The 26,371-nt window shown below is 71.6% G+C and carries 23 protein-coding genes; 10 read left to right on the top strand and 13 right to left on the bottom strand.

The window, feature by feature from the left end:
- Positions 1-58: 58 nt before the first annotated feature.
- On the bottom strand, positions 59-457 hold the full coding sequence (locus H6726_00860) for a hypothetical protein (GenBank protein MCB9656169.1): 399 nt from the start codon (positions 455-457) through the stop codon (positions 59-61).
- Positions 458-512: 55 nt separating this feature from the next.
- Complete coding sequence (locus H6726_00855; protein ID MCB9656168.1) at positions 513-1,652, bottom strand: pyridoxal-phosphate dependent enzyme; 1,140 nt, start codon at positions 1,650-1,652, stop codon at positions 513-515.
- A gap of 79 nt (positions 1,653-1,731) precedes the next feature.
- On the opposite strand from H6726_00855, the gene H6726_00850 reads away from it, so the two are divergent.
- From H6726_00850 to H6726_00840, 3 genes are all read left to right on the top strand, one after another.
- The gene (locus tag H6726_00850) at positions 1,732-2,415 is read left to right on the top strand and encodes a hypothetical protein (protein ID MCB9656167.1); all 684 of its coding nucleotides are present in this window, start codon (positions 1,732-1,734) and stop codon (positions 2,413-2,415) included.
- 3 nt (positions 2,416-2,418) lie between these two features.
- Positions 2,419-3,000: a hypothetical protein gene (locus H6726_00845; GenBank protein ID MCB9656166.1), complete on the top strand. Its 582-nt coding sequence runs from the start codon at positions 2,419-2,421 to the stop codon at positions 2,998-3,000.
- A 145-nt stretch (positions 3,001-3,145) separates the two neighbouring features.
- Entirely contained in the window at positions 3,146-4,252 is a 1,107-nt protein-coding gene (locus H6726_00840; GenBank protein MCB9656165.1) for an NAD-dependent epimerase/dehydratase family protein, read from the top strand.
- Between the two features lie 66 nt (positions 4,253-4,318).
- On the opposite strand, the gene H6726_00835 is transcribed toward H6726_00840, so the two are convergent.
- A complete protein-coding gene (locus H6726_00835; protein ID MCB9656164.1) occupies positions 4,319-4,969 on the bottom strand; it encodes a DUF1361 domain-containing protein in 651 nt (216 codons plus the stop codon).
- 168 nt (positions 4,970-5,137) lie between these two features.
- A complete protein-coding gene (locus tag H6726_00830) occupies positions 5,138-6,565 on the bottom strand; it encodes a cytochrome P450 (protein ID MCB9656163.1) in 1,428 nt (475 codons plus the stop codon).
- Between the two features lie 60 nt (positions 6,566-6,625).
- Here H6726_00830 and H6726_00825 point away from each other — a divergent pair, with 60 nt between their 5' ends.
- On the top strand, positions 6,626-7,225 hold the full coding sequence (locus tag H6726_00825) for a TetR/AcrR family transcriptional regulator (GenBank protein ID MCB9656162.1): 600 nt from the start codon (positions 6,626-6,628) through the stop codon (positions 7,223-7,225).
- A 14-nt stretch (positions 7,226-7,239) separates the two neighbouring features.
- Here the strand turns inward: H6726_00825 and H6726_00820 are convergent, their stop codons facing one another.
- Entirely contained in the window at positions 7,240-8,079 is an 840-nt protein-coding gene (locus tag H6726_00820) for an alpha/beta fold hydrolase (protein ID MCB9656161.1), read from the bottom strand.
- Positions 8,080-8,258: 179 nt separating this feature from the next.
- Between H6726_00820 and H6726_00815 the strand changes: the two genes are divergently transcribed.
- Both H6726_00815 and H6726_00810 read left to right on the top strand, forming a co-directional pair.
- Positions 8,259-9,776, top strand: a complete 1,518-nt coding sequence (locus H6726_00815; protein ID MCB9656160.1) for a YdiU family protein — start codon at positions 8,259-8,261, stop codon at positions 9,774-9,776.
- A gap of 35 nt (positions 9,777-9,811) precedes the next feature.
- Entirely contained in the window at positions 9,812-10,063 is a 252-nt protein-coding gene (locus H6726_00810; protein ID MCB9656159.1) for a hypothetical protein, read from the top strand.
- 216 nt (positions 10,064-10,279) lie between these two features.
- Here the strand turns inward: H6726_00810 and H6726_00805 are convergent, their stop codons facing one another.
- The 3 genes from H6726_00805 to H6726_00795 all read right to left on the bottom strand — a co-directional run bounded on the left by H6726_00805 (position 10,280) and on the right by H6726_00795 (position 19,114).
- Positions 10,280-14,128 (bottom strand): DUF3857 domain-containing protein, encoded by a 3,849-nt coding sequence (locus H6726_00805; GenBank protein MCB9656158.1) that lies wholly within the window; start codon positions 14,126-14,128, stop codon positions 10,280-10,282.
- Positions 14,125-17,865, bottom strand: coding sequence for a DUF3857 domain-containing protein (locus H6726_00800; protein ID MCB9656157.1), 3,741 nt, complete (start codon positions 17,863-17,865; stop codon positions 14,125-14,127). Before H6726_00800 ends, H6726_00805 begins: the two co-directional genes overlap by 4 nt.
- Positions 17,866-18,049: 184 nt before the next feature.
- Positions 18,050-19,114: a prolipoprotein diacylglyceryl transferase gene (locus H6726_00795; protein ID MCB9656156.1), complete on the bottom strand. Its 1,065-nt coding sequence runs from the start codon at positions 19,112-19,114 to the stop codon at positions 18,050-18,052.
- A gap of 106 nt (positions 19,115-19,220) precedes the next feature.
- Between H6726_00795 and H6726_00790 the strand changes: the two genes are divergently transcribed.
- Both H6726_00790 and H6726_00785 read left to right on the top strand, forming a co-directional pair.
- A complete protein-coding gene (locus H6726_00790; GenBank protein ID MCB9656155.1) occupies positions 19,221-20,612 on the top strand; it encodes a hypothetical protein in 1,392 nt (463 codons plus the stop codon).
- A 291-nt stretch (positions 20,613-20,903) separates the two neighbouring features.
- Positions 20,904-21,176: a hypothetical protein gene (locus H6726_00785; protein ID MCB9656154.1), complete on the top strand. Its 273-nt coding sequence runs from the start codon at positions 20,904-20,906 to the stop codon at positions 21,174-21,176.
- A 42-nt stretch (positions 21,177-21,218) separates the two neighbouring features.
- Here the strand turns inward: H6726_00785 and H6726_00780 are convergent, their stop codons facing one another.
- Complete coding sequence (locus H6726_00780; protein MCB9656153.1) at positions 21,219-21,446, bottom strand: hypothetical protein; 228 nt, start codon at positions 21,444-21,446, stop codon at positions 21,219-21,221.
- Between the two features lie 275 nt (positions 21,447-21,721).
- Between H6726_00780 and H6726_00775 the strand changes: the two genes are divergently transcribed.
- Complete coding sequence (locus H6726_00775; GenBank protein MCB9656152.1) at positions 21,722-22,744, top strand: hypothetical protein; 1,023 nt, start codon at positions 21,722-21,724, stop codon at positions 22,742-22,744.
- Positions 22,745-22,812: 68 nt separating this feature from the next.
- On the opposite strand, the gene H6726_00770 is transcribed toward H6726_00775, so the two are convergent.
- The 4 genes from H6726_00770 to ccsA form a co-directional block, all read right to left on the bottom strand.
- On the bottom strand, positions 22,813-23,682 hold the full coding sequence (locus H6726_00770; protein ID MCB9656151.1) for a decaprenyl-phosphate phosphoribosyltransferase: 870 nt from the start codon (positions 23,680-23,682) through the stop codon (positions 22,813-22,815).
- Positions 23,683-23,757: 75 nt separating this feature from the next.
- On the bottom strand, positions 23,758-23,898 hold the full coding sequence (locus H6726_00765) for a hypothetical protein (GenBank protein ID MCB9656150.1): 141 nt from the start codon (positions 23,896-23,898) through the stop codon (positions 23,758-23,760).
- Positions 23,895-24,290 carry a hypothetical protein gene (locus H6726_00760; protein ID MCB9656149.1) on the bottom strand — a complete coding sequence of 132 codons (396 nt, stop codon included), beginning with the start codon at positions 24,288-24,290 and terminating at the stop codon, positions 23,895-23,897. The genes H6726_00765 and H6726_00760 overlap by 4 nt, the downstream gene beginning before the upstream one ends.
- The gene (gene ccsA, locus H6726_00755; protein ID MCB9656148.1) at positions 24,287-25,018 is read right to left on the bottom strand and encodes a cytochrome c biogenesis protein CcsA; all 732 of its coding nucleotides are present in this window, start codon (positions 25,016-25,018) and stop codon (positions 24,287-24,289) included. Before ccsA ends, H6726_00760 begins: the two co-directional genes overlap by 4 nt.
- Positions 25,019-25,072: 54 nt before the next feature.
- Between ccsA and H6726_00750 the strand changes: the two genes are divergently transcribed.
- A complete protein-coding gene (locus H6726_00750; GenBank protein ID MCB9656147.1) occupies positions 25,073-26,356 on the top strand; it encodes a hypothetical protein in 1,284 nt (427 codons plus the stop codon).
- Positions 26,357-26,371: the final 15 nt, after the last annotated feature.

Raw genomic sequence — 26,371 nt, 5'->3', positions numbered from 1 at the left:
GTGTTCTACTGCGGTGCGCAAGCCGACGCCGCCTGGCGGCGGCCGACCCGGCGTGGGCTCACATGAAGTCGTCGGTGGCTATCTCGCTCCACACCAAGGTGGCGATCTCGGCGGCGACCTCGGCGTTGATGGGAAACGCGAACTGATCCTGGAACCACACCAGGCACACTTCGGAGCGCTCTGCGCTCGGGTCCCGCGCCGGCTGCGGGCTACGGAAGCGTCCCACGCAGCAGATCGACGGAAGGGAGACGCGCGATGGGCGGCTCCCCAGCGGCCGCTCACGAGGCGTGATCAGCACCGGGTCGAGCCCGTGGGTGCGCTTCGCCAGCGCGAGCGCGTCTGCGATGATCCCGTCGTTGATCGCGCGGTCCGGGACGCCCTCGAGCACGTCCGCATACACCGCGAACTGCAGGAGCGCGAGCGGCTCGGTGAGGTGTGTCCCGACACGAAGTTCCATGCCCGTTGATACGTCAACGTCGCGGACGCGACAACGGGCGGGGCGCTTCTGCCCGTCACGCCAGGAACGCGCGCATGCGCGGCAGACTCCGCAGCACCTCGCGACCGCGGCCGTGTCCGCTGGGGCCCGGCGCGAAGGCGGGCGGAAGGGGGGCGCTCGACTTCGTGGCCCAGAACAACAGCGGCCCCTCGGTGGCCTCGCGCGCCAGGTCCAAGAAGCCGGCGCCGCTCTTTCCGCTGTAGCCCGTGTCCAGCGGCGGCCCCCCAGCGAGTGTGAAGCGGGCGATGGCGTCCAGGCCGCCGGCCGTCACGCGACCATAGCCGAGGCCCAGGTAGCGCCCATCCACGCGCAGCAGCGCGTCCAGCTGCGCACGCTCCGGCGCCGCGCCCGCGCCACCGTGGCCGAGCGCGCCGTGCGTCGTCAGTAGGTCCGCCGTGCGCAGCGCCAGCTGCACGATGCGCGCGTGGCTGGTCACGGGCCACGGCGTCACACGGACGGCGTGGACGAGCGGCGGAGTGTGGAACCCCAAGCCCATGCGCGCCGCGAGCGTGAAGCCCAGCAACAGCCCGGCCGTGGTGCAGGTGCTGCCCACCGCCACCACCACGCGCCTTGGCGCGGGGAGCTCGCCGCGCGCCACCTGCTCGGCCAGCTCGAACGCCGCGGAGACGTAGCCCAGCGCGCCGAGGGGCGTGGCCCCGCCGGGGACCATGACGTATGAACGACGCCCCTCCCGCCGATCGCGCAGCGCCGTGCGCGCGAGGCCGTACGGCAGGGACGACCAGTGCGAGAGCTCCTCGACGAACGCGCCGTGCGTGAGCGTGACCTCGAGGTTCTCGCGTGCCGCCGCGGACGGGGGCTGCGGGAACAACAGCGCACCGGGTTCGAGGCCCACGCGTCGCGCGTGCAGCACCGTCGCAGCGGCGTGATTGCTGCCGAACGCTCCGGTGGAGACGACGCGGGTGGCCCCCTGCGCGAGCGCGTCCGCGAACAGGACCTCGAGCGTGCGCACCTTGTTTCCACCGTAGGCCTCCGCGCTCTGGTCGTCGCGCTTGACCCACAGCTCCGGGGTCGCGGGGCCGAAGCGCGCGCGCAGGGGGGCGAGCGCCTGAACGGGTGTGGGGAACCGACCGAGCGACGCCATGGGCACCGCCCGCGTCAGCGCCGGGAAGTGGGTGTGCAGCGCGCGCTCGCTCATCAGGCGCGTAGGCTATCACGCACACATCCGCCAGAAATCATGGGCACGAGGGAGCGCCGTGGTTCAAGCTGCGGCCCCCATGGGTCTCCTCGGCGGCAGCGCTTCATACACCAGGTTCTACGTGCGCGGTGACGCGCCCAGCGGCAACTTCCGGTCGCGCTTCGAGAAGGCTGTGGCGCACGAGTCCTTCCGGCCGCTCGCCCCGGAGGAAGAAGAGGACGAGCGCGTCGGCTGGTGCTCCATCCGCGACCCGTTCGTCATCGACGTGAGTCGTGAGGACTTCCTCTTCGCCGACCACGTGCACATCGGGCTGCGCATCGATCGCTGGCGCGTGCCCCGCAACCTGTTCAAGGCCCAGTACGCCATCGCCGAGCGCGAGTTCATGGACAAGCAGGGCACCTCGCGCTTGAGTCGGTCGCAGAAGGAGGACCTCAAGGTCTTCGTCATGCGCCACCTGCGCAAGCAGACCATCCCCAGCATGCGGCACGTGGAGCTGTCGTGGGAGCTGGGCACTGGGCTCGTGCGGGTGGGCAGCACCAGCAAGCCGGTCCTCGCCCACGCGCTGGTGCACTTCGAGAAGACGTTCAAGCTGGAGCTCGACGAGCACGGGGTGCTGCTGGGCATGCAGCGCATGGGCTTCGACGACACGCGCCTCGGCAAGCTCGCGGCGTTGCTGCCGGCGCGCTTGCACAGCGACGACCCGTCCGACGCGTCGGCGGATGTCATGCCCATCGCGCGCGGCAAGAAGAAGGCGGAGGGCTGATCCATGGTGGACCTGGTCGATCAGATCGAGGGCGTGCGCTTCCTGGGGCGCGAGTGGCTGCTGTACCTCTGGTACGAGAGCGAGCGCATGGGCGCCGAGGACGTGGAGGCGCTGCGCGAGGACGCGACGGTGCCCTTGGTGCGGCCCCCGCAGGAGCTGTTCACGCCGCCCGGGGTGGACCCCTTCGCGCTGTACGTCACGAGCCCGCTCGTGCTCGAGTCGCGCTTCGACGTGGTGGAGCGCGTCAGCATCACCGGCACCGAGCCCAGCGAGAGCAACGAGGCGCGCGCGGCGCTGCGCGAGGGCAAGCTGCCCGCCAAGCTCAAGCTGGAGATCATCCGTGGCGAGCGCGAGTGGGCCTGCTCGCTGGACGGCGACACGCTCTCCATGAGCGGGGTGCGCCTGCCCGCCGAGCTGAAGAAGGAAGAGGAGGCCGCCCTCGAGGAGCGGCTCTACCTGCTGGGCGAGCTCGAGGCCATGCTGGACGCGCTGCTGCAGCAGTACGTCGAGCTGCGGCTCTCGAAGCGCTTCACCAGCAGCGTGCGTCCCGCGATGCGCGAGTGGCTGCTCTCGAGCGTGGACTGACCAAGGCGCCCGAGTCCGCGGTCTGGGAGCGCCATGTCCACGGCCATGTCTACGGCCTGCGCCGCGCTGCCGGCAGTGGTCGTGAGGCGTCGAGCGCGCAGCGCGCGCGGACGGCGCAGGCGCGCTGCACGTGCGAGACTGCCGCATGACGCTCGCTCAGTTCACTCCGCCCGAGGTCCCGCTCACGCCCACGCGCACACCCGACAAGGTGCTCGTCATCGGTGGCACCGGGCACGTCGGACGCGTCTTCCTGGAGCAGGGGCTCGCCATGTACGGCAGCGACGTGGAGTTCCGTGTGCTCGCACGCTCGCCCAGGTCGGCAGACGGGATCCCCGCCTCCGTGAAGCGCGCCCCCGGCGACATCCGCGACCGTGAGAGCCTGCGTCGCGCGTGCGAGGGGTTCACGGCAGACTCCATCGTCTTCGACTCGAGCACCTTCATCGACCTCTCGTACACGGACCCAACGGGAGCCATCGTAGGCACGAACCTGGACGGGCCGCTCAACGTGCTCGCCGTGGCGCGCGAGCTGGGCTGCTCGCTGCAGAAGGCGCACTCGCAGGCGGGCCTGGCCGCGCCGCGTAGCGGGAGCATCACGGAGGACACCGTCTCGGACCCCGCACAGGAGGAAGACGTGTACGCCAAGGTGCCCTACCTGCTGGCCAAGAAGCAGGTGACGCGCGAGCTGCTCGCGGCGCAGGCCGAGGGCGCGCGTGTGATGGTGAGCTACCTGGTCACGCCGTGGGGGCCCTACAGCCGCGAGGACGCGCTGACGCTGAACATCATCCGCATGAGCCTGCGCTTCCGTCGCTACGTCTACCCGACCGGTGTGGGCATCTCGTACGTGGACGCGCGCGACGCGGCGAAGGCGCACTGGGTGGCGTACATGAACGACGTGCACGACCACGTGGTGCTCAGCGAGCCGCTCACGCAGCGGGAGTTCGTCGCGCACCTCGGAGAGAGCGCGGGCGTGTCGCTGGGTATGCACGGGCTCTCGCGGCGCCCGATGCTCGCGGTGGGCGACGTGATGGACTGGCTGCACCAGCACGCGCTGAAGACCGTGACGTTCCCGCTCTCGAACGCCATCGTGAAGCTCATGTTCGCCAACAACGCGTACTCGTCGGCGAAGGCGCGCGCGCTGTTGGGCTACGCCCCGCGGCCCTCGGCGAGCACGTTCGGGGACCACTTCCAGGACCTGAACAACCGCGGCCTCCTGGATACCGGCGCGCCACGCCGCGAGGTCTCCATCTGGTAGCTCGCCCCGCGACCCGGCCGTTTCATGGGCGACGGGTGCCCCATCGCAGGCGGTCCTGCGCGCCCGCTACGGGGTGCTGTGCTCGGAGTTGGAGGCCCCCGGGACCCAGACCACCTGTCGGCTCCAGTAGGCGACGTAGCTGACGAAGACCATGGCTCCGAAGACCGCGCTCACGCCCCATGGGCGCACCTGCGTGACGTCGCTGGCCAGGCTGCCCAGCACGCCGAGCGGCCGCGTCAGCAGGTCCCAGCTGTTCCAGCGCAAGAAGCGCCCGAGATAGATGGCGTAGCCGCTTAGCGCGGAGATGATGAGCAGCACACCCCACGACACCCTCGAGCTGGTGTGACGGCGCAGCACGCGGTGGACCACCTCGAGGGACGCGAGCCCCACGAACAGCCCCGCGAGGGCGAGCGTCGCGAAGAACGCCACGTCGTACCAGAGCGGCACCGGCGCGCGGTGGTGCAGGTGTATGAAGTCGGTGACCAAGTACGGGGCGTTGGGGAAGAACGCGAGCCACGCGGCGAAGAGGCCGAGCCGGACGCCGGGCCGCGAGGCCCTCTCGAGGCACAGGGCGAGCCCGAGCGGCACCCAGGCGAGGAACAGGTTCCACCCGAGCACGAAGAACAGCGTGCTTCCCGTGAAGGCCATGCGCGCGAAGAGGAGCGCCACGGCCAGACCGCTGCAGAGCGCGAGGGGGAAGAGACGTCGGATGAGCATCCCGAGAGCGTCGCGCGTGGTGGTGGCCTGCACGCGGCACGAACGAGGAGATTTCGTGGCGATATTCCCCGTCCATCCGTGGGCGTGCACGTGGCAGCGGCCCCCGCACCTGGACACGCCCTCTGGCCATGCACCAGGCACGGTCGAGCCGCACCGTGCTCATGCGGCTCACGCGGGGTTCGCGTGCTGTGCCTGCCCTCGGGCGTCGGCCCCGCGCGCCGATCGCGCTCGCAGCCGCAGGCGAAAGTCACGCGGCCTGGGCACCGGGCTGAGTGCCAGCCGCAGGGGGCCCGGATCCCCGAACTCGAACTGCTGAGCGATCATCGTCAGCGCCAGCGTCGCCTCCACGAGGGCGAAGCTGCGCCCGAGGCACGTGCGGCGGCCCACGCCGAACGGCTTGTACGCATGAGCGGGCCGCTTCCGGGCGCGCTCGGGCAGGAAGCGGTCGGGGTCGAAGCGCAGCGGGTCTTCCCAGACGGCGGGGTCCTGCTGGATGGCGGTGAGCAACAGCGCCACGGCCTGCCCGCGGCGGACGTCGTAGCGGCCCCCCAGCCGCACGTCCTCCTTCGGGCCGCGCGAGATGAAGGGCAATGTCGGGTGGAGACGCAGGGTCTCGTCCAGCACGCGTCGCGAGAGGGCGAGCGCGCGGACGTCCTCGAACCGCGGAGCGCGACGACCCACGACCTCGTCCGCCTCGGCGCGCAGGGAGTCGGCCAGCGCTGGGTCCCGTGCCACGTAGTGCAGCGCCAGCGCGAGCAGCCCGGCGGTGGTCTCGTGCCCTGCGATGAGGAAGGTGAGGATCTGGTAGCGGACGTTCGCGTCGCTCAGCATCTCGCCCGTCTTCGGGTCCGGGCTGCTCAGCATCCGCGAGAGCAGGTCGTTCGGCCACGCCGCCCGGGGCGTGGCGCGTCGCGCGGCGACCACGGGGTCCACCAGCCCGTGGAGCTCGGCGACGTCGCGCTCGAACGCGCGCTGCTTGCGACTCTCGTACCACGTGCTCAGCCGCGGTCGGAACGCGCCGTCCACGATCTCCTGCCCGCCGCGCGCCAGCGCTACGAGGAAGGGGTCGAGCTGTGGGCGCTCGAACGTCCCGAAGCGGTGATCGAAGCCCGCGAGCGAGATGGTCTCGAGCGTCAGCTTGATGGTGTCGCCTACGACGTCGACGGGAGCGTCTGCGCGCCGCCAGCAGTCGAGCAGCACGTTCAGCACGTCGAGCTTCGCGTCGAAGTAGTCGGCCATCGCGCTGCCCGAGAAGGCCGGCGCGAGCACCCTGTGCGCGACGCTCCAGGCCTCTTCGTCCGAGTGTGCGGTGAACAGCCCGTCGCCCGAGAGCAAGCGAACGCGCAGCATGAACGGGTCGAGCACCTTCTCCCAGCGCGCGTCGTCGACCACCTCGGCGGCCAGGTCTGCGTTGCACACGAACGTCAGGTCGGTGCCGCCTGGCAGCGGGACGCGGAAGATGCCCTCCCGCCGAAAGCGGTTCGCCATGCGCGAGAGTCCAGGGACGACCCCCTCGCGGGTGATGACGTACGGGAGCGCGCCCAGCACGGGCCAGGTCGGGACGCTCGGGATGGGTTCACATTCGCTGTTCGTCATGCCATTAGATCTAGGCGCCGTGTCGCGCGCCCTCCACTCGCGTTTCGGACGCCACTCGCCATGACGCTCCCACCCGAAAAACGCCGACGAAGAGTGCCCCATCAGGAGCGTGCTCGCGCGCTGGTCGCGGCCGTGTTGGAGGCCTCCGCTCACGTTCTCGAGGTCCACGGCTTCGAGGGCGCGACCACCGCGCGCATCGCCGAGAGGGCCGGCGTGAGCGTGGGCTCGCTGTATCAGTACTTCGGCACCAAGGAGTCCGTGTTCGACGCGCTCACGGCCGAGCTCATCGAGCGGCTGTTGCTGGCCGCCGCGCCCGTGGTCGCCGAGCCGGGCGGAGACGTGGAGGACCGCGTGGAGCGCGCGCTCGAGGCCGCGTTCAAGGTCATCGCGCCATACCCCACCGTGCTGCGGCAGCTCGCGGGCGCGACCGGGACCGCGTTCGAGGCGCGCCTCACGGTCTTTCGGCTCCACGCCATCGAGCTGGTGAGCGCGCTGCTCGCGGGGTCCGAGTCCGCGCTGGACGCCGACGAGGCGGCCGTCCGCGCACGGATGGTGGTGAACGCGAGCGAGGGCATCGTCCTGAACCTGACGCGCGCGGACGACGCGGCACGCATCGCGCGCGAGTCGAGCCGCATGTTCGCGCGCTACTGCGCCGCGTAGCGCCCGACGGCGCTTCAGCGGAAGCGCGCCAGAAACGCGACGATCGCGTCGTCCTCGCGGGCGCGCTCCGCTGGGTCCCCGGGGCCGTTGTGCAGCGCGTCGATGGCCACCAGCGTCGCGTTCGGTAGCAGTGCGGCGAGCGCGGTCGAGTCGTCGGGCGGAGCCACCTCGTCGCGCGTGTGCTGCAGGATGAGCGTCGGTGCGGGAAAGCCCGCGAGGGCCCGGTCGTTGCGGAACGGGTGCGAGACCAGGAAAGGCGGCGCAAAGCGGCGCAGCGCCATGAGGTCCGTGCGCAGGAACGGTGTACGCAGGATGAGCCCCGCGGGTGGCCGCCGCGCCGCGAGCTGACCTCCGAAGCAGGTGCCGAGCGACGTGCCGAAGTACACGACGCGCTCGCGGTCGATCTCGGGCAGCGCGACGAGCTGGTCCACGGCGCGCACCAAGTCCGCCGTGACGGCTTCTTCGCCGGGCTCTCCCTGTGAGGCCCCGTAGCCGCGGTACTCCGGCAACGCCACCGCGAAGCCAAGCTCGTTGAGCCACCTCATGACCCCGTCCGCGCCACGGTCGATGCGGTCGCCGTTGCCGTGCAGCACCACGACGAGCGGGTGCGGCCCCGGCCCGTGGGTGTCCTCGCGCGGCGTGCGCAGCCAGAGGTCCGTCTCGACGCCGTCGGGGTGCACCAGGCGGAGCGTGCGCGTGCCCGCGGGTGGCGGCAGGGTCGCGACCGCGCCTGCGCCCGGAAAGAAGAGCAGCGGCTGCGCGCGGTAGAGCACCCCGCAGTAGACCGCGTACAGCCCGAGGAGCACGGCCAGCACACGCCACACGCGGCGTCGTCGGGGGGAAGGGGCGGTCATTCGCGCTAGCAGTCCGTTGAAGAACCGCCCTTTCTATCGCGCCAGCAACCGAGGTTCAATTGCCGCACGGTGAGGGAGCAGAACCTCGATGGTTCTGCGACCGAAGCGGGGGGCAAGTGGGCCTCGGGCTGCCAGCGAGAGGAAGGGAGGGTTCTTCAACGGACTGCTAGCATGGGGCGATGACCACGGCCGACGCACCTGTATTCCCCTTCGACAACACGTACGCCCGGGAGCTCGAGGGGTTCTACGTGCGCGTCTCACCAGCGCCGTTCCCGGACCCGCAGCTGGTCTTGCTCAACGAACCGCTGGCCACGGAGCTCGGCCTCGACGTGGGCGCGCTGCGCGCGGAGGGGGCCGCGTGGCTCAGCGGCAGCCGCATGCCGGATGGCGCCGACGCGCTCGCGCAGGCGTACGCTGGGCACCAGTTCGGAGGGCTCTCCCCACAGCTGGGCGACGGGCGCGCGCTCTTGCTGGGCGAGGTGCTGGACGTGCACGGTCGGCGCCGGGACATCCACCTCAAAGGCTCGGGCCGCACGCCCTTCTCGCGCCGTGGGGACGGCTTGGCCACGCTCGGGCCGGTGCTGCGCGAGTACATCCTGGGCGAGGCCATGCACCACCTGGGCATCCCCACCACGCGCGCGCTTGCGGCGGTACGCACCGGCGCGATGGTCCGGCGCGAAGGGCTCCTACCGGGTGCGGTGCTGGCGCGCGTCGCGTCCAGCCACATCCGCGTCGGGACGTTCCAGTTCTTCGCCATCCGCGACGACGAGGCCAAGCTGCGCGAACTGGTCCGCTACACCCTCGCGCGCCACTACCCGCACCTGGTGGACGACGCGCAGCCCGCGCTCGTCCTGTTGCGCGCGGCCATCGAGACGCAGGCGCGGCTCATCGCGCAGTGGATGCTGGTAGGCTTCATCCACGGGGTGATGAACACGGACAACATGACGCTGTCCGGCGAGACCATCGACTACGGCCCGTGCGCGTTCATGGACGCGTATCACCCCGGGACGGTGTTCAGCTCCATCGACCAGCACGGTCGCTACGCCTACGGGAACCAGCCGGGCATCGGCCAGTGGAACCTGGCGCGCCTGGCCGAGGCGCTGCTGCCGCTGCTGCACGCGGACGAGCCGCGCGCCATCGAGCTGGCCCAGGAGGAGCTGGCCGCGTACCCGGAGATCTACACGCGCGCCTGGCTGCACGGGATGCGCCGCAAGCTGGGGCTGCTGTCCGACGAGACGGCCTCCGCGAAGGGCTCCGACGAGGAGGATGGCCTCCTGGCGCAGTCGTTCTTGGAGCTGCTCGCCCAGCAGCGCGTGGACTTCACCAACGGCTTCCGGGCGCTGTCCACCGTGCTGTGCGGTGAGGCCCACGAGGCCAGCCACCTCTACACGGACGTCGAAGCCTTCGACGCGTGGTGCGCGGGCTGGCTCGCACGCGTCACGCGTGACGGCGCCGTCGACGCGGGCGCACGGGCCGCACGTGCGGCCAGCATGGACCGCGCCAACCCCCTCTACATCCCGCGCAACCACAAGGTGGAGGAGGCCCTCACGGCGGCGGTGCGCGGGGACCTCGGGCCCACGGAGCGCCTGCTGGACGTGCTCGCGCGCCCGTTCGAAGCGCGCCGCGGGCTCGGTGAGTACGCCGCGCCGGCGCCCGTGGCGTTCACGGAGGACTACCAGACCTTCTGCGGCACCTGAGCGCTTCTCTGCCTTGCCATGCTACGCTGCTCTCGATGTCACGCGACGATGCCCGCCGAGCCCGTGCCGCTGCGCGCAGCAGCATACCGATTCGGCGTGTCGACCTCGTCGATGAAGCCTCGCCCGACCTCAGCCATCTCTCGGCGAGCGAGCGCGTGGCGATGGTGTGGGAGCTGACGCTGGACGCGTGGGCTTCGAGCGGCGAATCCATACCCGACTACGCGCGGGCGGAGACGCCGGGGCGAATGCTACGACTTCGCGCGACGACCTCGGGCGATGCGGCCTGAGCTGAACGAGGACTTCGTCGACGTCCTCCACGAACTGCAGGTGGCGGGGGTCGAGTTCGTCATCGTGGGTGCACCTGAGTCGCACGGAACCCACGATCACCCCGCGCGGGCCCAGGAGCCAACCACGACGTAGTCCGCCCCGCGGGGCGGACTTTCAGAGGGCGCTGCAGCTCCGGGGCACCTGGCTTCAGCCTGGTGCCCCCCATCTGTCCCCGCTCAGCGCAGCGGGATGCTCAGCTCCCGGGAGAGCGCGTCGTCGGCGCGGCGGCAGAAGTCCGCGAACGCCGTGTAGTCGCCCGGGGCCACGCGGGAGAGAGGCACGCGCACACGGGTGGTGACGGTGGTGGCGTTGCCCTCGACCGTGCTGGCCACACGCACCTCGGAGCCGCCTGCGCCAGTGAGGTTCGCGTCTGCTCCAGGGGTAGGGGCGGGCGCGCCGCGGGGCGCGATCACACGCATGCGCACGTCGGTCGCGATGGGCCCGATGATCTGCGTGGTCTGGCGCGTGGGCGTCTCCGCGAAGCGGCTCGCGAGGCGGATGCCGAAGAGCGGCGGCAGGCGCCACTGGTCGCCCTGGATGCGGCCCAGCGCGGGCACCTCGAACGTGTACTCCAGCACCAGGGGCGCCTCGGGGTCCTCACGGCCGGTGATGCGCAGCGCCGTGATGCGTGCGCCTGGAACGATGTGGGCCACGTAGCCCTCTTCGAAGCGCTCACGCAGCTCGGCTGCAGGGACGGCGCGCAGGTTCTCGCGCCAGCTGGCCGCCGAGGCAGCGACGTAGGTCTCGCGCACCTGGATGGTGGCGCCGCCCGTCGGCATCAGCTGCACGACGGCGTCAACGGCGCTTCGGTCTTGCTCGAGTGGCGCGCGCGGAACGGTCACGCGCTCCGCGGTCGCGGTGAGCACGACCGCGTCCTGGCCTCCGAGGTGCGGCGGGATGTAGCCGAAGGACAGCCCGCGCGCGACCGCGGTGGTGTAGATCGTCTCCGCGCCGCTCCCGATGCGGAGCAGCACGTCGTCGTAGGTGTCCGTGTCGGGCAGCGGCGAGCGTGTCTGGTCGCCACCGAAGCCGCGCACCAGCACCACGTCGGCAGGCACGTCGGCCAGGCGAAGCAGGTAGCGCATCACCCGCGTGCGGTTGCCGCGCCGTCCGGCCAGCATCATGGCCGCCTGGTCGAACAGGCCGCCCTGCGTGCTCTCCACGTTCTCGGTCACCCAGTGGTAGACGGCCATGGCCCGCCCGCGCACCGTCTCTTGGCCCTGCACGATGCGCCGCGCCAGGCGTCGCGCGGCGGGGTCCACGATGTCCTTGTCGGAGAGCTCGTCGTTCATCATCGCGAACAGCTCCTCCCAGCTGGCGCCGATGCCCCAGCCGATGGACGGCAGGAACTCGTAGGCCGAGATGGAGTGGTTCTCGGCCACCAGCGGCCGGCTCTCGTTCACGCGCCAGCGGTACACCTGGACGTCGCCGCGCACCTCGCGTTGCGTCTGGGGTGCGGGGCCGCGCGGGTCCACCACCAGCTCGCCCATGCTGGTGGGCACCACCACCACCAGCTCGCTCCGGTCGTAGGGCTTCTCGAAGCCCTGGAACATGAAGCGTCCGCCCACCATGCCGTTGGGGTAGGCGCCCGAGGGCGGGACATACTGGATGTACTCGAACTCCACGTAGTCGCCCACCTGGAGGTTCGGCATGGAGATGGTGTCCTTGCCCTCGATCAGGTCGGGCTCGAGGCGCGTGCCGTCGGCCTTCACGGTCTGCAGCCGCAGCAGGTACGCGCCGTTGGGGGGCTCGAATTCGCCGAACTCGTCCACGGCCTCCTCGCTCTGCATCTTCCAGATGTTGTGCGTGAGCGACAGGCGCGAGCCGTCCTCGAACGCGCGCACGGCCATGTAGTCGAGCACCAACACAGAGGGGTCGCTGTAGGTGCGCCCGCTGGCCTCGAAGTCGCGCAGCGTCTGTGCCCCGTCGATGCGGAACTCGGCCAGCTCGTCACGCGCGAAGAGCGCGCGCCGCGGGTACACCAGCGAGAACATGGCGGGACGGTCGTGCTCGAGTGCGTCCTCGAAGGTACGCAGCGCGTCGGCGCGGTGCCCGCTCGCGTATTGCCGGTCGCCCAGCTCTTGCACGACGGTGACGTCGCGCGGGGTCAGCGCCCGCAGCTCCTGCAGCAACTCGTTGGTGCGGCGTTCGTCGCTGGTCGCGCGCGCGAGCTCGAGGTGGTACCCGATCAGCAGTCCGCGCGCTTGCGGTGGCTCGAACGCGCTCAGGCGCTCCACCTCCGTGCGCGCCTCGGCCCAGCGCCGCTGAGCCATGCGCCGCTGGTAGCGCGCGCTCGACGTGGCGTCGCACGCGACGATGGCCTCGACCGCGGCGTCGATCTCGCGCGCCACACCGCGGCGCTCGGCGCCCGACAGCACCTGATAGAGCGGGCTGCACGCACCCGGGATGGCCGCGATGGCCTCCTGGATGAGCCCGTCCGCCTCTCCGTCCCAGCCGCGCTGCACGACCAGCTCGATCAGAAACATGGTGACGGGTGCGATGTTGGGCCAGCGTTCGTGCATCTGGCGCGCCGTGGCGAGCGCCTCCTGGTCACGCCCCTCGCCGGCCGCCTGCCGTGCGTCTTGGAGCGCCGCGTTCCACATGGCCGCGTCACGCGCAGCGAGCGCGCGCACGAGCCCGAGCACGCGCGTCTGGCGCTGCTGGTCTGCCAGGAACGGGTCGTTCTGGGCCACTTGGATGGCGAGGGCCTGCATGGCGGCGCCCGGTCGCTGTCCCATGCGCGCCGCGTACTCACGCGCGCCTACGCCATCACCGCGGTCCAGCGCCTGGCGCACGGCCACCCACAGCGAGAGGCCGCTGAGCTCCGACGCGGCCGTACCGCTGGGGAGCGCAGGCTCGTACGTGGTCGCTGGCGCTTCCGCGGCAGGCGCGAGGCCGTCGTCGCCCATGAGCGCCACCATGATGGCGGGGTTCGTGCCGCGCGCGGTGACGCGCACCTCGACCTCGTGGCGGCCTGCATCCAAGCGCACGCGCTCGAAGCGTAGGCGCGCGCTCATCTCGCTGCGGCGATCGACGCGTGCCACGCGTCGCCCGTCGACCGACACCTCGTAGGCGGCGCCGATGTCGGTCAGCAGCCAGTAGTCGCCGCTGCGGGGGATCTCCACGACCGCCTCGGCGTAGGTGGTCCCCGGCCCGCTCCGACCCGCGCCCTCCGCCAGCGACGCGACGCAGCCACGTGTCTCGAGGGTGCGCGTGGGCTGCTCCCCGCGGCGGGCGCCCAAGTCGTAGCGGTCGGCCATGGGCCCAACCCCAGCCGCAGGGTACGTGCGGTCGAAGCCCGTCATGGCCTCCGGCCCGAACGGTCCGGCCACCCGGTACGACGTGATGCAGCCGAGGCGCGTGGCCAGGCTGCGCACGAGCGCCACGTCACCCGTCCGGTACGCGAAGGTGAGCAGGATGCCCGTCAGCGAGGACACGGCCGCTCCGCCGATGTGTCCCGGGTTCTCCAGGATGGTGCGCACACGCTCGGCCACCGTGGTGGACATGTTCGGCGCGAGGCCGCCCAGATCTCCCAGGCCGCTGGCGGCCACCTCGGCGATGGCCGACGCGCCCGGCGTGCGCTGCGCAGCTTCGATGGCACGCAGGTAGTGCTCGGCGGCGTTCGCGGGCGCCGCGTGCAGGTAGCCGACGCGCGCGATCATCAGGTGCGCGCGGGGGTCGCCTTCGGACAGCAAGAGCACGCGCTCGGCGAGCGCGTCCCAGGTGGCCGGGTCGCCGCCCTCGTCGTGCAGCTCGGCGTCCAGTAGCGCAAGCTGACGCGCAGGGTCGTCCGGGGCTGCCGCGGCCGCGGCGCGGACCGCCTCGATGGGGAGGGGTGCCGGGGGCTGCGCTTCGGGGAGGGTGCTGCGGCCGCCGCCGGACCCGCCGCAGCCAGCGACCAGCAGCAGCGCCGCGAGCGCGACGGTGGACGAAGAACGGAGGCGCAGGAGCGATGGACGCATGCGGGGAGCACTCTCGGTGAGGACGTGGGAGGGGCGCGTGGGGCGGGCGATCACGGCGTTCATGGCGTGCCCCCTTCCACCAGCAGGCGCTGCTCGAAGAGCTGGTCGGCGCGCTCCATCCACGCGCGGAACGCGGCGTAGTCGCTGGCCGGCACGCGGTCGCGCGTGAGCTCGAACTCGCTCTCGATGGTGACCACGCCGTTGGCGTTCGTGACGCGCATGCGGGCCACCCCGAACGGGCTCTGCACCTCGCCCGCTGTGGGCAGGGCGGTGGCGCGCGCGCCCGCGGGCAGCGTGATGACGCGCCGCTCTGCGTAGCGGGTGGTGGACCCGAGGTCCAGCGTGTGCCGCCGCGTCTGCGTACGGGCCAGCGCGCGGCTCAGGCTGCCGAGCGAGCTCGGCATCACGCGCAGGGTGTTTCCGTCGCGCAGCGCGAACTGGGGCGCGCGCCCGCTGTAGGTGAAGCGCACGGGGTGCTCCACGTCGTCGAGGTCGTCGAACTGGTGGGCCGAAAGCTCGAGGCCCGGGAAAAGGTCGCGCAGCTGACGCTCGATGCGCTCCTGTCGCGTGCCCTCCGCGCGGTAGCGGGCGCGGTAGCCCGCCGCGTCCACGCCACGCACGGTCTCCTCGGCGGTGATGGCGGCGCTCGCGTCGGCCGCCAGCCGCACGTCGAGCGTGCGCTGGTGGGCGTTCTGCGCGGCGGGGTGCACGGGCGTGTGCCGCAGCGACGCGCCCTCGGGCCACACGTGCAGCACGGTCACGCCCTGGTCCATCTGCGGCAGCTCGTTCACGCCGCTGTACTCGGCCGTGCCGTCGATGTAGGTGTCCAGGCCGGGCACGTAGGCGATGGCGTGGTCGAACACCGAGAGGGACGCAGGCAGGTCGCGGATGTCGCCGTTGCGGCGGGTGCGCACCAGCACGATGTGCGCGTCGATGCCCGCCTCGCGGAACATGGCGTAGAGCAGCGAAGCCTTGTCCTTGCAGTCGCCGAACCCGCGCCGGACGATCTGCGTCACGCGGTAGGGCTTGAAGCCGTGGATGCCGAACTCGAGCCCGACGTAGCGGGTGTTGTCGATGACCCAGTCGTGGATGCGGCGCACCTTGGTGGCCAGGTCGGGCGCGCCGGCCACCAGCTCGCGCACGGTGCGGCGCAGCTCGTCGTCGGGCGTGAGCTGGTCCTGGATGAGGCCCCAGTACCAGCGCCCCACGTCCTCCCACGTGCGGTAGGTGGAGACGTGCAGGTAGGGGCGCACCTCGGTCGCGCCGGGCATCATGGGCTCGCCGTAGAGGGGCGCCACGTTCTCCGCGAAGAAGTGGTCCACGCGCACGTCGCCCTCGACGTTGCGCGTGTGCTGGAGCGAGGGCATGGCGGGCTCGTTGAAGTAGAACTCGCGCGAGGTCGGCGTGCGCAGGATGTAGTCCATGCGCCGCGTCGGCGCGCCACCTTGCAGGAAGTGCATGTCGCCGTAGTAGTCGGCGAAGAGGTTGCGGTGGGCCACGTCGTCCACGCGGTAGCGCAGCTCCACCACGTCGCCGGGCTCGAGCGTGGGGAACACCACCACCAGCGCGCGCGTGTCGTAGTAGATGCGGTACCAGGGCTCGCCGAGGGCCTGCTGGTACAAGCGCGTCGCCTCCAGCACCTGACCGTTCGCGCGATACACGCGGGCCAGGCGCACGTCCACGCGCTGGCTGCCCGGGTCGAATTGGATGCCGTACTCGCGGAAGTCGTCGGCCCCGTCGCGCGTGTGGAGCTGCGCGGCCACCTGCGTGAAGCTGGAGCCGAGGCCGTTCTCGTAGACCGTGTTGACCGTCAGCTCCTCGAGCATGGTGAGCGGGTAGCCGTCCGCCCGGCCACGGCGGGCCAGCAGCGTCTCGGCGTCCACCGCGTAGGCCTCGTCGGCGCGCTCCTCGGGCTGGATCTGCTCGATGAGCTCGCGCGTGGCCGCGTCCTGGGGCCGAAGCGCCAGCGCCTCACGCAGCGCCGCGACCGCCGCGTCACGCTGGTTCTGGCGCAGCAGCAGGCGCCCGTGGGCCACCACGGCTGCGGCGTCGTCGGGGCACAGCTCGCGCGCCGCCATGAGAGCTTCGATGGCGGCGTCCGCGTCGCCCAGGGACTCGTGCACGCCCGCGACGTACTGCAGGCCGTTGCCGGAGTCGTCGGTGAGTGTGCGCACCACCTCGAGCTGCGCCAGCACCTCGGCGCGCTCGTCACGTCGCAGCGCGTCCGCGATGAGCGCGCGGCGCGCGTCCAGGTTGTCGTAGCGCAGCTGCACGGCGGCGCGCTGCCGCGCCAGCACCTCGTCGGCGCGCGCGGTGGCTACGGCCAGGCTCGCCAGGTCCACCTCGTAGCTGGGCGAGCCGCGCAGCGCCCGGTTCATGGAGAGCAGCAGCTCGCGTGCGCTCTCGGCCATGTCGAGGTGCAGCAAGATGGCTGCGCGCAGCATCTTCGCCTCGATGGGGATGATGCCGCGTGCGCGCGCCGCGTCGAGCCGGTCCAGGATGGGCAGGGCGTCCTCTGGTGTCAGGCCGGTGCGGCGCACGATGGCCTGCAGCAGCAGCGACTCCGGGTCGGTGGGGAAGAGCTCGGCCGCGCGCTGGGTGAAGCGCATGGCCTCCCCGCGCTGGTCGGTCAGCTCGGCTGCCAGGCGCAGGCGCGGCACGCTCGGAGCCAGCTCTGCGGCGCGCGCTGCCAGCTGCCGGGCCGTGTGCTCGGCCGGGTCGTCCGCGGCGGCGAACGAGAGGAAGCGAGCCGCGTCGAAGAGGGCCTTGGCGCGTGTCTCGCGCTCCTCTTCGGTCAGCGCGGCGTCACCCTCGTGTGCGCCGCGCTCGGGCAGGGCGCCCATCAGGGCCTCGAGCGGTCCCTGCAGGGCCGGCAGCGTGACGCCCGGCGCGTGACCCGCGGGCGTGACCGGCAACTCGCTGGCGTCCACCCGCAGGCCCGTGGTGACACCCCCCTCGGCGTCTCCGAGGCGCATGAGGAAACCCCAGCTCTGCGCGGTGATGCACACCTTCACCATCAGCCGGTTGGGGCCGGCGTGTGCGCCCACCACCACCGCGCTGCGCTCGGGGTAGGGGTCGCGCGTGACCGGGTCCGCGTACACCTCGGTGCCGTTCCAGTAGACCTTGATGGCTCCGCCAGCGCCGAAGTTCAGCGACACCGGGCGCGCGCGGTCGGCGTGCACCGTGGTGACCGCGAAGCCGCAGGTGTTCTCGTATGGTCGGAAGACGGCGTCGAAGTTCACGTAGCCCGCCTCGCTCACGTTGGGATACGTGCGCCAGCCCACCTCGCGCTCGCGGCCGCGGTACCTGGCGCTTGCGTCGAAGGGCGCCGTGCGCGCCGCCTCGGGCGGTTGCTCGGCTGCAAAGCCTGCGCGCCCTTCGTTGTCAAAGGGGCCGATGACCTGCCAGTCGGTGACGAAGCCCGTGTCGCGGATCGTGCGCTCCGACGCTTCGAGTCGTCCCAGCCTCAGCTGCCCGCGCGCGACCAGGTAGTTCACGTATGCACGCCGGGCGGGCGACAATCCGCGGTCGCGCGCGAGAGACTCCAGCAGCGCTTGGGTGCGCGTTGGTGTGGCGTCGTCCCAGCTGCCCATCATCTGGAGCAGGGGGATCATTCCCCCGGGCTCGCGACCCAGCGTGCGGGCTTCGCGCGCGAGGTCACGTTGCTCGCCGTCGTAGGGGTTCTGGGCGGCAGCGGGGCTGGCGGCCAACGAGGCCAAGGACGCGGCGGGCAGCGCGAGCGCGGCGAGCAGGGAGAGAGGGGAGAGGCGCCGAAGGGGCGCGGGGGGCAGTCGGTGCATGAACAACGCGGAGACCTCCAGCAGGAACGCGGACGTTACCCGTACAAGAACTGAAGCGACAAGCGAACCCGCCCAGATGTTCCTGGGTGGGACCTTTTTCTCCGTTCGAGAACGTTCCGCTGTGGGCGTACCGAGCGCTCCGCGCGTACCCGATCGGGGCGACCCGTGGACCACCCCGTGGTCGTCAGCGCTTCTTCTTGCCCTTGTCCTTGCTGCCCGTGCCCTTCGGGCTCGAGGTGGCCTTGGGGCCCTTGGCGGAGGCTCCCTTGTCGGAGGCGCCGCCCTGCTCGTCGTCCCCGTCGGGCTTGATCCCGCGGTGCTCGGCCAGCCACTCGTCGGAGCGGGCGCTGTCCGGGATGCTGGGCTCGCCGTTCAGGGCGAGGTTCCGCTTGGTCTGGATCCACGCCAGCACCACCACGGGCACGATGGCCAGGGAGAGCAGCTGGCTGGTGCTGAAGCCGAAGGCCGCGCCGCGCTCCGGGTCGTCGCGGACGAACTCGATGCCGAAGCGCCACAGCGCGTAGACGATGCTCCCGACGAAGAAGACCTGCCCTTTGAAGGAGCGGTGCCGCAGCGTGTAGTAGGTGATGCCGAAGATGATCAGGCCGGCCAGCGACTCGTAGAGCTGCGTGGGGTGTACCGGCAGCGAGTGGTCCAGCCCCACCATGCGCTCCGGGTAGGTGGTGATGTGGTGGCTGTAGGCCGGGGAGCCGTTGAGCGTGGAGCCCCATACGTAGTGGGCGCTGCTGTAGTCCCAGTGCGGGAACGTGCCGAGGCGCGTCAGGAAGGAAGGCGCGCCCTCTTCGAGGGGCCGGCCGAAGTCACAGCCGTAGAGCCAGCAGCCCATGCGCGTGAAGAGCAGACCGGTGCCGAGCGTGGGCGTGATGATGTCGGCCCAGGGCAGCAGCGGCACGCCTCGGTACCGGGAGTACCCCCAGCAGGCGAGGAAGCCGCCGATGAACCCACCGTAGGCCACCAGGCCACCCTTCTGGAACGAGAACAGGTCGCCGAGCGTGTGGTACGAGTCCAGGTTGGTGGCGATGTACAGCACGCGCGCCGCGGCGATGGCGCACACGGCGGTAATGATGAAACTGTGCGCCATCAGGTCGGGGTGCAGGCCCTCGAGCTTCTGGCCTTGGTGCATCACGAAGTACCAGGCGACGATCAAGCTGAAGCCCAGCATCATCCCGTAGGAGTAGATGGGCAGCGCGCCCCAGGGCGTGGGGATCTCGAACAGAATGGGATGCATGGGCCGGTATCTTCGCGGTGTGGGCACGCGCGTCAAGGACGGAGGTCCAGATCGGGGGGTGGCGCCGTTGTTGTGACTCGCTCGGGGCGCGTTCTACCGTGCGCGCATGGGCTTCTGGTCGATCGTCCCTCCCGCGCTGGCCATCGGCCTCTCGATGCTTACCCGGCAGGTGCACCTGAGCCTGTTCGCGGGCCTGTGGTTGGGCGCGTCGCTGCTGGCGGGGGGCCACCCGCTGCGGGGGCTGGCCGACGCGCTCGAGCGCTGCGTGGCCGTGTTTGCGGACGCGGGGAACACGCGCGTGGTGCTGTTCACGGCCCTGGTGGGTGCGGTCATCACGCTGGGTCGACGCGCCGGTGGGGTGGACGGCTTCGTGCGCTGGGTGACGGAGCGCCGCTTGGTGGACACGCCCCGGCGCGCGCGGATGCTCTCGTGGGGGCTCGGCGTGCTGGTGTTCGTGGAGTCGTCCATCACCGTGCTGGTCAACGGCGCGGTGTGTCGGCCCCTGTTCGAGCGGCAGCGGGTGTCGCGGGCCAAGCTGGCCTACTTGGCGGACGCGACGTCGGCCCCCGTGTGTTTGTTGATCCCGCTGAACGCGTGGGGGGCGTACGTGACGCAGCTGCTCGCGGCGGAGGGCGTGGCCGACCCGGTGTCGGCGCTGTTCGGGTCGGTGGCGTTCTCGTTCTATCCGCTGTTCGCGGTGGCGCTCGCGCTCTACGTGGCGTGGACGGGCTGGGACCTGGGGCCCATGCGCCGGGTGGAGCAGGCGGTGACGGTGGGGGTCACCGAGCCCGTGCTGGAGGCCGCGGTGGACCCTGGCGCGGAGCGCTTCCCCGGGAGCCGCGCCCGAGCGCGGGACTTCGTTCTGCCCGTGCTGGTGATGGTCGTGATGATGCCCGTCGGGCTCTTGGTCACGGGGCGCGGGTCGCTCGCCGCGGGCTCGGGCTCGACGGCCGTCTTGTGGGCCGTGCTGTCCGCCATCGCCACCAGCGCGCTGCTGCTGCTCGCGTCGCGCCAGGCCACGCTGTCCGAGGTGACCCAAGCGGCGTTCGCGGGTGTGGGCGAGCTGGTGCCCCTCGCCGCCCTGATGGTGCTGGCCTTCGCCATCGGCGCCATCTGCCGCGACCTCGAGACGGGCCGCTTCGTCGCGTCGCTCTCGCAGGCTGCGGTCCCCGCCGTGCTCGCGCCTGCCCTGGTGTTCCTGCTGGGCGCGCTGACCGCGTTCGCCACGGGCACCTCGTGGGGCACCTTCGCGCTCATCGTGCCCATCGCCGTGGCGCTCGCGTCTGCGACTCCGGACGCGTCGCTCGCGGTGTACGTCGGCGCGGCCCTGAGCGGCGGCGTGTTCGGCGACCACTGCTCGCCCATCTCGGACACCACCATCATCGCGTCGACTGCGTCGGGCTGTGACCATGTGGAGCACGTGGTCACCCAGCTGCCGTATGCGCTAGCTGCGGGCGCGGCGGCCACGTTGGCCTACGTCGTCGCCGGCGCGGCGTGAGGCGGGCTCACCGACCTTTCCTTCAAGTGCTTGACGGTGTCGGGAGCGCCCCCTAGGTTCGCGCCAGGGACGTGCGTCGCACCGCGCACGGCGGCATGCGAAGTCGGTAGTGCCCGCGGCTTGGACGAGCTCAGAATGGACGACCTCACGCTCCTGCTTCCGAAACGGGTGGCAGTGGCTGACTTGGTCGCTCGGTTGGCCGAGGTGTCGGGCGTGGACGCGGCGTCGATCGTATGTGCCCCGGAGGGTGACTGCGGCGATGCGCTAGACGACGTCCGCGATCGAACGATCGTGCTCCTTCACCAATACGCGCTCGGAGACTACGTGCTCGAGGCGCATGTCATGTTGGGTGGTGGTCGCCTCGTTCGTCGCATCGCCGAGTGGTCGTTGCTGACATCCTTGTCCACGGCGCTCGCTTGCTCCTTCCTCGTGACCGGGCTGGGCGATGGCTACCACCTGTTCAACCCCGACGGGAGCATCAGTGAGGTGAACGTGGTCGCGCCAGAGGAGTACGGTGAGGTGGGGTTCTACCTGAGGCGCGGTGGCGCGCCTTTCTCCGCGTGACCTGCGCCGTCGACCGCTGCGTGGCGCGCCTTGCGACGAGAGTCAGGAAGTCGGAGGGGATCCAGCGTGCGGCTCCACCACCGTCTCGCCACGACGAAGGCGCCGGACGCGCTCGATGGTCTCGGGGGTGGCCGCGGCCACCAGGAAGGCGCGCGTGGACTCCAGCCACGCGAAGCGTTGCTCGTAGGAAAGCCCGGCAAACACGCGCAGCTGCTCGGTGCTCACGTGGTACGTGTAGCCCTTCGGAGGTGCCCGTTCTTCGTCGCTCATGGCGCGGGCTCCAGCAGCAGCTCCAGATGGGCGACGTCGGCGAGATCCTGCGCGCGGCCCGCGCGGCGCTTCATGGCGACCAAGTCGGCGATGGACACGAGCGGAACGGTGAGGCGTCCCACGGCGCGACACTTCGCTACGATCGCCTGCTCGAAGAACACGCACCATCGTATCGGAGCGCGCAGCAAAGGGCGAGACGAGCCGGCGCACGGCACCGTCGGGCATCGGGTCAGGAACGGCCTGGCCTCGACGCGGCGCGCGACCTATACGGCCGCATGCGTACTTCCCCCCATACCCACCACCCTCTCGTCTACCTCGTCGCCGCGCTCTTCGGGCTTCCCGGCTGCGGCGGTGAGCCTGACGCGCCTGCCGCCGCGCCGCCCACGCCCCCGGCGGCGCCACCCGTCGAACCGGCGCCTGCTCCGGCGCAGCCCGCGTCTCCTTCGCTCGGGGTGCCCGTGACGCTGACGTTCGCGGCCGACGAGCCCGCTCAGGTGGTGTCCCTCGCGCTCGCGCCGGACGGCTCGGCCGTGGCTGCGACCGGGTGGGGCAAGCGCGTGGTCGTGCTCCCGCTCGATGGAGCCCCGGCGCGCGCGCTGCACACCATCGGTGCCGGCGACCTGTTCGAGGAGGAGGCCATCGCGTGGGCGCACGGACGCGTCGCGGTCGGGACCTACTCGTCACTGTTCCTCGTCGCCGAAGACGGCTCGGGTGTGGTCGAGGTCGCCGGGCGCACGCCCGCCGTGGTCGCTCACGGCGAGGGCTTCGCGCGGACGCGGGGCTTCGGCGCGGTCGAGCTCGTCGCCGCCGATGGCACGGTAGGCCTGAGCGCCCCCTTCGACGACGTGCGCGCGCTGCACGCGACGGCCAGCGCCCTCTACGCCCTCGCGGTCGAGGAGGGCGACTACCGCATCGTCGAGCTCGACCCCGAAACGCTCGCGCGTCGGCGCACGCTCCCCGCCGCCAACGAAGGCTTCGCCGGCGCGGACGACGGACGGCTGGTGGTCGCGAACGGCGCGGGGGCGCGCCTGTTCCAAGGCGCGGAGGCCGAGTTGGGCCCCGTCACCGCAGAGGGCTTCTCGGACGACTTCGTGGCGTTCTCCCTCGCGGGTCCGCTCATGGCCGGCATCGGGTTCAACCGCGGGGTCGCCCTCTTCGACCTCGAGCGGCGCGCGATGATCGCGCAGGCAGCTACGGAGAACGGAGAGGACATCGTCCTCGACGGAGACCGACGTGTCCTCGCGGCGGGCCGAGACGGCGTGTACGTGCTCGACATCGTTCGCCCAACCGCGCCCTGAGGTTTCAGCCCCGTTCGGACGCTTGGAGCGCGGCGTGAGCGACCATCGCGAGCGCCGTGTCCCGTGCCTCACCCGAAGTACAGGATGGCCGTGACCGCCACGGCCCACAGGGCGAGGTTCACCAGGAAGGGGATGTCGCGCAGCATCTGTTCGGTGGGGCTGTCGGCGTCGCCGCGGTTGCTCACCAGGCGCAGGAAGCGCAGCACGCCGAAGAGCGTGAAGGGCACGCTGAAGATCAGGCGCGTGGTGCCGAAGTGCTGCGCGGTGGCCGGGTCGAGCGTGTACATGGTGTAGACCGCGACGGTGGAGAGCGCGGTGACGTACAGCAGCGCGATGACGGTGCGGGGCTGGTAGCGCTGCAGCACGGCGCGCTGCTTGACGGCGCCGTCGCCCTGGGCGAGCTCGTGCATGCGCTTGCCGAACGCGAGGAACGCCGCCAGCAGGAACGTGACCACCAAGAGGTACGTGGTGGGGGGCACGCGCGCCGCGAGCGTGCCCGCGATGACGCGCAGCTCGAAGCCGCTGGCGATGCAGAGCACGTCCAGGTAGGCCACGCGCTTGAGCTTGAACGTGTAGGCCACGTTCAGGACCAGGTAGGCCAGCAGCGTGGCAGCGAACGGCAGCCCGATGAGGAGGGCGCCCACCAGACCGAAGACCATCAGCCCCACCCCGGTGAGCTGGGCCGCGCGCGGGGAGACGCGCCCGCTGGCCAAGGGGCGCTTGCACTTCACGGGGTGCGCCCGGTCGGCCTCGAGGTCGGCCAGGTCGTTGAGCACGTAGACGCTGCTCGAGATCATGCAGAACAGCCCGAACGCGGCCGCGGTCAGGTACGCGCGCTGCGTGTCGAACAGCTCGCGCGCAAAGAAGATGGGCGCCACCACGAAGAGGTTCTTGACCCACTGATGTGGGCGCATGGTTCGCAGGAGCCCTAGCAACACGGCGCGCACCATAGCAGCACGATCCGGCGGCGGCATGTTCGTGGCAGTGACACGCTGATGACGACTCGAAGCTGCTCAGCGGCGGCGTTCGCGCTCGCGGCGGGCCAGCTCTTCACGTGCGGACTTGGCGCCCAAGCGGAAGCCCAGCGCCAGCCCCACCAGCAGCACGCCGGGGATGTAGAGCATGTGCTCCACGGGCATGTCCGCGAAGTTCATGCGCGCTCGTTGCCCTTCTGGCTGGCGCCCCGGTCGATCTCGCCGCGCAGGGCCACGATGCGCGCGTCCAGCTCCCGGAGCTGGGACTGCTGGCGCAGCAGGAAGAGCAGCAAGAGCGCCGCGATGGCCCCGTAGGCGCCCACCACCAGCATGCCGCCGGGGACGTCCTCGCGGATGGCACCGTCCACCGCGCGGAAGCTGGTGGCGCGGCTCTCGGCGGCGTCCTCGCCTGCGTCCTGGGCGTTGTCGTGGGTGGCGCCGGGAGGCGGCTCGTCCTGGGCGCCATCGGGGGCCTGGGCGCCAGCCCGCAACGCCACCGCGAAGGCGACCAGCAGCGCGAACAGCAGGGCGGCGCCCGTGCGCAGCAGGGTGGACAGGCTCGGCAGGGTCATCGGTCGTCCTCGGTCAGGCCCAGACGGGCGGCCTCTACGTGCAGGGCGCGGAGCTCCTCGCGCAGGCGCTCGAGGCGAGCGCGCGAGGCGATCAGCAGGGCCACCAGGCCCGTGAACAGCAGGAAGCCCAGCACCAGCGCGGGGCGCATGTCCGGGTGCAGCCCGGCGCCGCGGCCCGTGATGACTGTGGGGTGGACGCCCCGCCAGCGCTGCACGCTGTAGTGAATGATGGGCAGCAGCGGCAGGGCCAGCAGGGACAGACCCGCGGCGAAGCGCTTCTCGGCCTCACCCGCCTCACCGAAGCTGCGCAGCGCGAGGTAGGCGGCGAACACCATCGAGGCCAGCATGACCGTGGTCAGGCGCGGGTCCCAGGTCCAGTACACGCCCCAAGCCTTGCGCGCCCAGAGCGGCCCGCTGGTGAGCACCATCGCCGCGAACAGCATGCCCACCTCGGCGCCGGCCACGGCCAGGGCGTCGAAGCGCTGGCTGCGGCGCCACAGGTAGCCGATGCTCCCGATGGCGGCCGTGGCGAAGCCGACGTACATGGCGTAGGCGGCCGGCACGTGGAAGTAGAAGATCTTCTGCGAGATGCCCATGCGCGCTTCCACGGGCGCGTGCACGAAGATGGCGTAGAGCGATGACGGAAGGAGCAGCAGCGTGACCACCCACAGGGCTTGCCAGAGGCGGTCGTGCTTCGTCACGGAGGGCGTGGGGGAGGCGGCGTTCACGTCGCCGGGCAGCATTCAGGTTCGGGCCGTCCGCTGCAAGTGGAAGCGTGCGGGATGAGCCGGGAAACCGACCGTCACGCAGCTGGGAGCGCCCCTGCCGGGGCCCGCGCCACCGAGCACGGGGACGCAAGAGGCCCCGAAGACCGCGTGATGCGGGCGCTGCTCGGTCTGGTGTCCCAGGCTGACCCGTGGCCCACCGACGGCCCGGCGCTGCGTGAGGCGCAGCGGGCGCTGGCCGCGGACGTGACGGCCGTGAGCCAGGCCTACACGCGCGAGCGGCACGCCATCGACCAGGGGGCCACGGGTGAGGCCGCCTACCGGGCCCGCCGGCGCTTCTTCTTGCCGCGCGACGGGGCCAAGGTGGTCAAGCCGCTGCTGGAGCTGTGGGCCGCGGGCGCCCTCCCGCCCGGCCCGCGCTGGCGGGTGCTGGACCTAGGGGCCGGCCTCGGCAGCACGTCGCTCGGGGTGGCGGCGACGCTCTCGCTGCTGGCGGCGCCTGGCGAGGACGCCCTCGTGCGCGAGCTGCACGTGGACGCGGTGGAGAAGGACCCAGGCGCGCTGCGTCACTTCTCGCAGCTGGCGCGCCACGCGGAGGCATCTGGTCTGCCGCGCGTGAGCGTGCGCCCCCTCGCGGTGGACCTCCGGCAACACGCACTGGAGGGGCCCTACGACCTCATCGTGGCTGGGCTGGTGCTCAACGAGCTTCTCGGGGAGCCCGCGCTGCAGGCCGCCGCGCGCTTGGCGGGCCTGGTCCAGCAGCTGGCTCCGGGCGGCAGCCTGATCGTGCTCGAGCCGGCGCTGCGCGAGCCCACACGGGCACTCCACGAAGCGCGCGACGCGCTGACCGCGCACCCGCACGTGCGCATCTTCGGTCCCTGCGTGCACGCTGGGCCCTGCCCGATGCTGCGGGGGCCGAAAGACTGGTGTCACGAGGACGTCCCCGCGACGCTGCCTGACGAGCTCGTCACGGTGGCGCGCGACGCCGGCCTGCGCTTCGAGCGGCTGACGTACGCGTTCCTCACGCTGCGGCGCGCCGACGAGAACGTGAGCGCGCTGGTCCCTGAGGGCGAAGGGCAGGCGCTGCGCGTGGTGAGCCAGCCGCTCCCCACCAAGGGCAAACGCGAGTGGTTCGCGTGTGGGGAGCACGGTCGCGTGCGCGTCACACGCCTCGACCGGCACCAGAGCGACGTCAACGCGGGCTTCGAGCGCGCCCAGCGCGGCGACCTGGTGCGCCTCCCGGTGCTGGACACCGCGTCGCGACCCATGAGCGACGCCCGCGTGCGGGCTGACACGCCCCTGCCCGGCTGGTTCTATGCCGAGCAGGGTCCGCGGGGCTGAAGCGTCCGCCCGCGT

The organism is Sandaracinaceae bacterium, assembly GCA_020633055.1.
Lineage (GTDB): Bacteria > Myxococcota_A > Polyangia > Polyangiales > Houyiibacteriaceae > JADJJE01.
Note: the sequence above shows the minus strand (reverse complement) of the source record. Positions and strands in the feature narration are given on the sequence as shown.

Coding starts and splice junctions, on each gene's coding strand:
- H6726_00860 (MCB9656169.1), bottom strand. CDS start 457: ATGGAACTTCGTGTCGGGACACACCTCACCGAGCCGCTCGCGCTCCTG.
- H6726_00855 (MCB9656168.1), bottom strand. CDS start 1,652: ATGAGCGAGCGCGCGCTGCACACCCACTTCCCGGCGCTGACGCGGGCG.
- H6726_00850 (MCB9656167.1), top strand. CDS start 1,732: ATGGGTCTCCTCGGCGGCAGCGCTTCATACACCAGGTTCTACGTGCGC.
- H6726_00845 (MCB9656166.1), top strand. CDS start 2,419: ATGGTGGACCTGGTCGATCAGATCGAGGGCGTGCGCTTCCTGGGGCGC.
- H6726_00840 (MCB9656165.1), top strand. CDS start 3,146: ATGACGCTCGCTCAGTTCACTCCGCCCGAGGTCCCGCTCACGCCCACG.
- H6726_00835 (MCB9656164.1), bottom strand. CDS start 4,969: ATGCTCATCCGACGTCTCTTCCCCCTCGCGCTCTGCAGCGGTCTGGCC.
- H6726_00830 (MCB9656163.1), bottom strand. CDS start 6,565: ATGACGAACAGCGAATGTGAACCCATCCCGAGCGTCCCGACCTGGCCC.
- H6726_00825 (MCB9656162.1), top strand. CDS start 6,626: ATGACGCTCCCACCCGAAAAACGCCGACGAAGAGTGCCCCATCAGGAG.
- H6726_00820 (MCB9656161.1), bottom strand. CDS start 8,079: ATGACCGCCCCTTCCCCCCGACGACGCCGCGTGTGGCGTGTGCTGGCC.
- H6726_00815 (MCB9656160.1), top strand. CDS start 8,259: ATGACCACGGCCGACGCACCTGTATTCCCCTTCGACAACACGTACGCC.
- H6726_00810 (MCB9656159.1), top strand. CDS start 9,812: ATGTCACGCGACGATGCCCGCCGAGCCCGTGCCGCTGCGCGCAGCAGC.
- H6726_00805 (MCB9656158.1), bottom strand. CDS start 14,128: ATGAACGCCGTGATCGCCCGCCCCACGCGCCCCTCCCACGTCCTCACC.
- H6726_00800 (MCB9656157.1), bottom strand. CDS start 17,865: ATGCACCGACTGCCCCCCGCGCCCCTTCGGCGCCTCTCCCCTCTCTCC.
- H6726_00795 (MCB9656156.1), bottom strand. CDS start 19,114: ATGCATCCCATTCTGTTCGAGATCCCCACGCCCTGGGGCGCGCTGCCC.
- H6726_00790 (MCB9656155.1), top strand. CDS start 19,221: ATGGGCTTCTGGTCGATCGTCCCTCCCGCGCTGGCCATCGGCCTCTCG.
- H6726_00780 (MCB9656153.1), bottom strand. CDS start 21,446: ATGAGCGACGAAGAACGGGCACCTCCGAAGGGCTACACGTACCACGTG.
- H6726_00775 (MCB9656152.1), top strand. CDS start 21,722: ATGCGTACTTCCCCCCATACCCACCACCCTCTCGTCTACCTCGTCGCC.
- H6726_00765 (MCB9656150.1), bottom strand. CDS start 23,898: ATGAACTTCGCGGACATGCCCGTGGAGCACATGCTCTACATCCCCGGC.
- H6726_00760 (MCB9656149.1), bottom strand. CDS start 24,290: ATGACCCTGCCGAGCCTGTCCACCCTGCTGCGCACGGGCGCCGCCCTG.
- H6726_00750 (MCB9656147.1), top strand. CDS start 25,073: ATGAGCCGGGAAACCGACCGTCACGCAGCTGGGAGCGCCCCTGCCGGG.